We start from the raw sequence: 4,229 nt of genomic DNA on the forward strand, positions 1-4,229 counted from the left end.
GCAAGTAGTTGTTTTCCTCGCTGACGAGATAGGTTTCGCCGCTCTCGCCCAATCCGGTGCGCGTCAGCATAATCTGGCCGAGCGCCTGAAGGTTAACCTGCCCCGCCAGCACGCCGATCGTCTGCCCCTGTTGATCGCGGAGCGGATGGGTGATGATCATGCTCAGGGTATCACTGCCCACCGCGTAGTATGGCGGCTGCACATACGCTTCCTCCAAGCTGCTCGCAAAATAGGGCTGATTCATCACCACTTTGCCAATATCGGTCGTGTCGGAGGCGGCCACGATCCGTCCGGCGCGATTGTAGAGCAAGAACCGATGGAAGTACGGATCGCCGTCGATGGCGTGCAGCACCGCAAGGTTGTGCAGCGCGTCGCTCACGGCAGCCTGCTCGGACGAGTCAGGCGCTGGCGCTGCCGCAAGGTTGACCAGGCGCGCACGCTGGTTGGGCTGACCAAGCAAGCTATCCATCACCAGCCCATTGGCCTCGAGCCACCGGTTGATCTGATCGTGCTTCAGCTCAACGACCGACTCTAGCTGGTTGATGACCTGCTGCTCTGTTTGTGCCCGCATCCCGATCAGCGTAAAGACCGTCGCCGTCAGAAGCGGCACCGTTGCCAGGAGAACGAAGCTGGCAACCAGACGCCAGCGCAGCTGGTGCCAGAATGGAAGCGTTCGCTCGGATTCGACATGTGTCATGGGGGGTGTGCTCATGAAGTATCCTACAGAGATAATGGTTTGGCCTGCAAGCCTCATCGCCTGCGCTGTCGCGCCGTACTGGACGTTGCCCGCCAGCCGACGCTATTGCGCGTAGATCTTGTCCAGAAAAGCCAGGGTGTATGCGGCCTTGATGTCGAGCGGCTGCTTCAGCATGCCATGGTCGCGGAGGATCTGGTAGGTAATATCCCACGTCTTCGCGGTCATCAGGCCGGGCTGGCTGCCCATCGGCTTGAGCAGCGGCACCGACTGATACATCGCCTCAGTCTCTTTTCTCAGCTCCAGAGACGGATCGTGGCGTACGGCCAGCGCCGCGACCTGCTGAGGATTCTCCACGGCGGTCTGCATACCCTGGAGCGTCGTCCGCAGGAAACGCTCGACGACATCGGGATGCTCGGCGATCATCTTCTCGGTCGTGAAGATCACGTTTGGATACTCTTCAACACCGTACTCGACCGGCAGAATATTGTTGATCGCGTGGCCTTCCAGCTTAAGCGTGACGACCTCGTTCGTGATAAACGTGTCGATGATGTCCGCCTCTCCGTTGATCAGCGGCGCAGCCGTAAAGTCGGTGCGATCTTCGGTCGTAACCTGCGCGGGATCGACGCCGCTCGCGAGCAGCATGGCGTCCAGGAGCAATTTGCTGTCGGGCGAGATATGAAGGGTCTTGCCGATCAGATCCTGCGGCTTCGTGATCTGCTTCTCAGCCAGCGACGTGAACGCCATTGGATGGCGCTGGTAGATCGAGGCGATTGCCACCACCGGCGCACGATTTGCCCTTGCCTGAACCAGATTACCGCCGCTTGCCACACCAAAATCAGCGTCGCCGCGCAGCACCACCTCGATCGGGTCAATATAGTTCCCCTGGGCATCCTCACCGCCGGGTGTCAGGCGTACGCTGAGCGCCTGATCGGCATAGTAGTGGTGCTCCTCTGCGACATAGAATCCGGCCCACTCGATCGTGTGCAGCCATGAAAGCTGGACGCGGATCGTCGCAGGAGTTAGGGGCGTACGCGCCGTTGGAGCAGCGGAGCTACAACCGGCAAGCACCAGCGCGGCGAGCAGACAGAGGATGAGCATCAGGGTGCTCGTGGGAGCACATACATGTGGGTGGGGCTTCATGGCATTTCCTTTGAGCATTGGATGTATCGCTACGGCAGCACAGCGGAGCAGCCGCGCATGACGTGGCGGCACGAGAGCGCCGAAGCGCCACGAGCGGCTCGTCAAAGAGGTTCAGGCACGCGCCAGTGAGCAGGAAGGGAGGAGGACGAGGTTCTATCGGGGGTGATGTGGGGTGAATTCATGAGACTCCTTAAGCGGTCCAAATATGTTCCTCGAATCATGAGCACCCGGCCTATCGGCGTCAAGGATTGCCCGTAGGTCCTGAGGGCTATCGTGCCGCCGCCAAGATGGCTATGTGCTCCCGGCACGTGGTAGATCAACGAGACTGGCCTTAACGAGGCGGCGTATTCGTCACGAGCGCGTGTAGCTTGTCGCTTCAGGCGATCTGTCATGGAGCCGTGTTCGTCAGCGCCGACTTCTCAGGGGCGAATCTCAGCCGCTCGCAGTTCGGCGCGAAGCAGTTGGATGATTATTCAGATTATCGGTATTCAACGCTGTCAGAATGGTCGTCGTAGGCGTGTTTACGCTGGTTCAAGGCTTCATCGGAACCGTTTTGCAGCCCAATCTCAACCGGATCGACGAGAGCATCCGTACGGGAACGAAGGACTTTAACCTGATCAAAGCGATCGATACGCAGTTTCTCGTGTCATTCCGTTATGTCAACATCTTCCGACGAACCGATGCGGATTAGAACGCATGACGCTACAGGGAATCGTCCTCGGCAGCGCGCTCGTCTGCGTCGCGTTCACTATGGTCTGCTCGATCTGGTTTTGCTGCGGCCAGCATATGTTCAACGTCAGGTGGCGTACGCAACGCATCAGACAGTCGACGCAAGGCTCGCGCGATCGAGGCTGCGCTCCGGCGCGCGATCACTGCGCATCGGCACTGCCTGCGTGGTCCGGTGCGGCGGTCAGCATGCGCAGTTGCGGCTCGACCTTCGCCGCCAGCACGCGAACCTCACTGGCTTCGCGCAATAGTCCCTCGATGGCGCCGCCGAGTGCGCCCATGAGCGCATCGCGCTCCAGCGACGTTACCAGCGCACTCATAAAGCCGACGCGCACCTCGGAAGGCAGATCATCGAATCCCCGGCCATGAACCGCTGGCAGGCCGCGTCGACGACACGCAAGGCTGAGCGCATAGTCGCGCACGCCGCTGATCCAGTACTCGGCTTGCCAGGAGCGACCCCGCTCGATACAAAAACGCGCGCGCAGCGCGTGATGCACGGCGTAGCCGAAGAGTTCGTGCGCGGATGGCGATGGGGCGTAGGGCTTCTCCACAGCAGTTCCGAAGAGGATCTTGAACTTCGGGCCGCTGGCCCCGAATGTGGATGCCGGCGTGAACGAGAGATCAAACTGGAGGCAGCCAGGGAGCAAGAAGACTCGATAGATCGTTGCTCCGCTGGGCAGGTCAAACAGGTGCGTCGCGTCGAACTCATCGACGATGACGCGCGTCCAGTCTGCAAGCACCTCATGCAGCGGGATGGTGTCTGCGACCGCAAACGTCAGGTCGAGATCGGACCATCGATCGCCCTCATCGTGCGCGAGCGAACCAACGATCGCTCCAGCGACGACTCGCGTATCGGATGCAGCCAGGTGGAGCACCCGGTCGCGAATGCGCTGACGGTCACTGACGCTGAACATGGCTCCATCCTTTCACGTGACTTCTGGCAGCGGGGCATCGCTCCACCCTTCGCCCGTGCCCGACCCTGGCACCTTCACAGTAGAGACGATGTGAGCAGGCTCCGGGCAGTACGGCGCGGCATCGTGGGCTGCTGCACTCCTTCACCGAGCGGGCAGCCCTGGGCAAAAAGCTCGGCGCCGCCGTGCTCATCGGGAAAGGAGTCGCTCGATGAGCTGCCAATACGAGACGGGTGCCACGCGCGTAAGCACCGCGATGATCTTCGCATCCGTGCCGACCAGCACCCGCGCTTTCCGGCGCTCGATGCCTCGCACGATCGTCTCGCCCGCGACCTCCGGCGGCAATTTCAGCAGCTTGCGCGCTGCGGCCCGCTGACGTGCCACCTCCTCGGCGGATACACCCAGCGGGACCCGCGCGCTGTCCGCGATGGCGGTCGCCACCCCGCCGGGATGAACGACGGTGACGCCGACCCGCGAGCCCTTCAGCTCATGCCGCAGCGCCTCGGAAAACCCACGTACGGCAAACTTACTGGCCGCGTAGGCCGTTTGCCTGGGTGGCCCGATCAACCCGTACACGCTCGATAGGTTCACGATGCGCGCGTCATCACTGGCCTTCAGCAGCGGCAGGAAGGCACGAGTCATCCGCACCACGCCACGGAAATTAATCCCAAACAGCCACTCAAAGTCGTCGTCGCTGATCTGCTCGAACGTACCACCTACGGCCACCCCAGCGTTGTTGACGAGCAGGTCGACAC

Annotated in this window: 5 protein-coding genes; 1 reads left to right on the forward strand and 4 read right to left on the reverse strand. The window is 61.4% G+C overall.

Annotation, left to right across the window (positions count from 1 at the left end; genetic code table 11):
• On the reverse strand, positions 1-712 hold a 712-nt coding region (locus VFZ66_16980; GenBank protein HEX6290881.1), incomplete at its 3' end, for a cache domain-containing protein.
• An 87-nt stretch (positions 713-799) separates the two neighbouring features.
• Entirely contained in the window at positions 800-1,795 is a 996-nt protein-coding gene (locus tag VFZ66_16985) for an ABC transporter substrate-binding protein (protein ID HEX6290882.1), read from the reverse strand.
• A 544-nt stretch (positions 1,796-2,339) separates the two neighbouring features.
• Between VFZ66_16985 and VFZ66_16990 the strand changes: the two genes are divergently transcribed.
• Positions 2,340-2,528: an ABC-2 family transporter protein gene (locus VFZ66_16990; protein ID HEX6290883.1), complete on the forward strand. Its 189-nt coding sequence runs from the start codon at positions 2,340-2,342 to the stop codon at positions 2,526-2,528.
• Positions 2,529-2,706: 178 nt separating this feature from the next.
• Here the strand turns inward: VFZ66_16990 and VFZ66_16995 are convergent, their stop codons facing one another.
• Both VFZ66_16995 and VFZ66_17000 read right to left on the reverse strand, forming a co-directional pair.
• Complete coding sequence (locus VFZ66_16995) at positions 2,707-3,477, reverse strand: hypothetical protein (protein ID HEX6290884.1); 771 nt, start codon at positions 3,475-3,477, stop codon at positions 2,707-2,709.
• 186 nt (positions 3,478-3,663) lie between these two features.
• A partial coding sequence (locus tag VFZ66_17000; protein HEX6290885.1) for an SDR family NAD(P)-dependent oxidoreductase occupies positions 3,664-4,229 on the reverse strand: 566 nt, incomplete at its 5' end.

This window comes from Herpetosiphonaceae bacterium, from assembly GCA_036374795.1.
In the GTDB taxonomy this organism is placed as follows: Bacteria; Chloroflexota; Chloroflexia; order Chloroflexales; family Kallotenuaceae; genus LB3-1.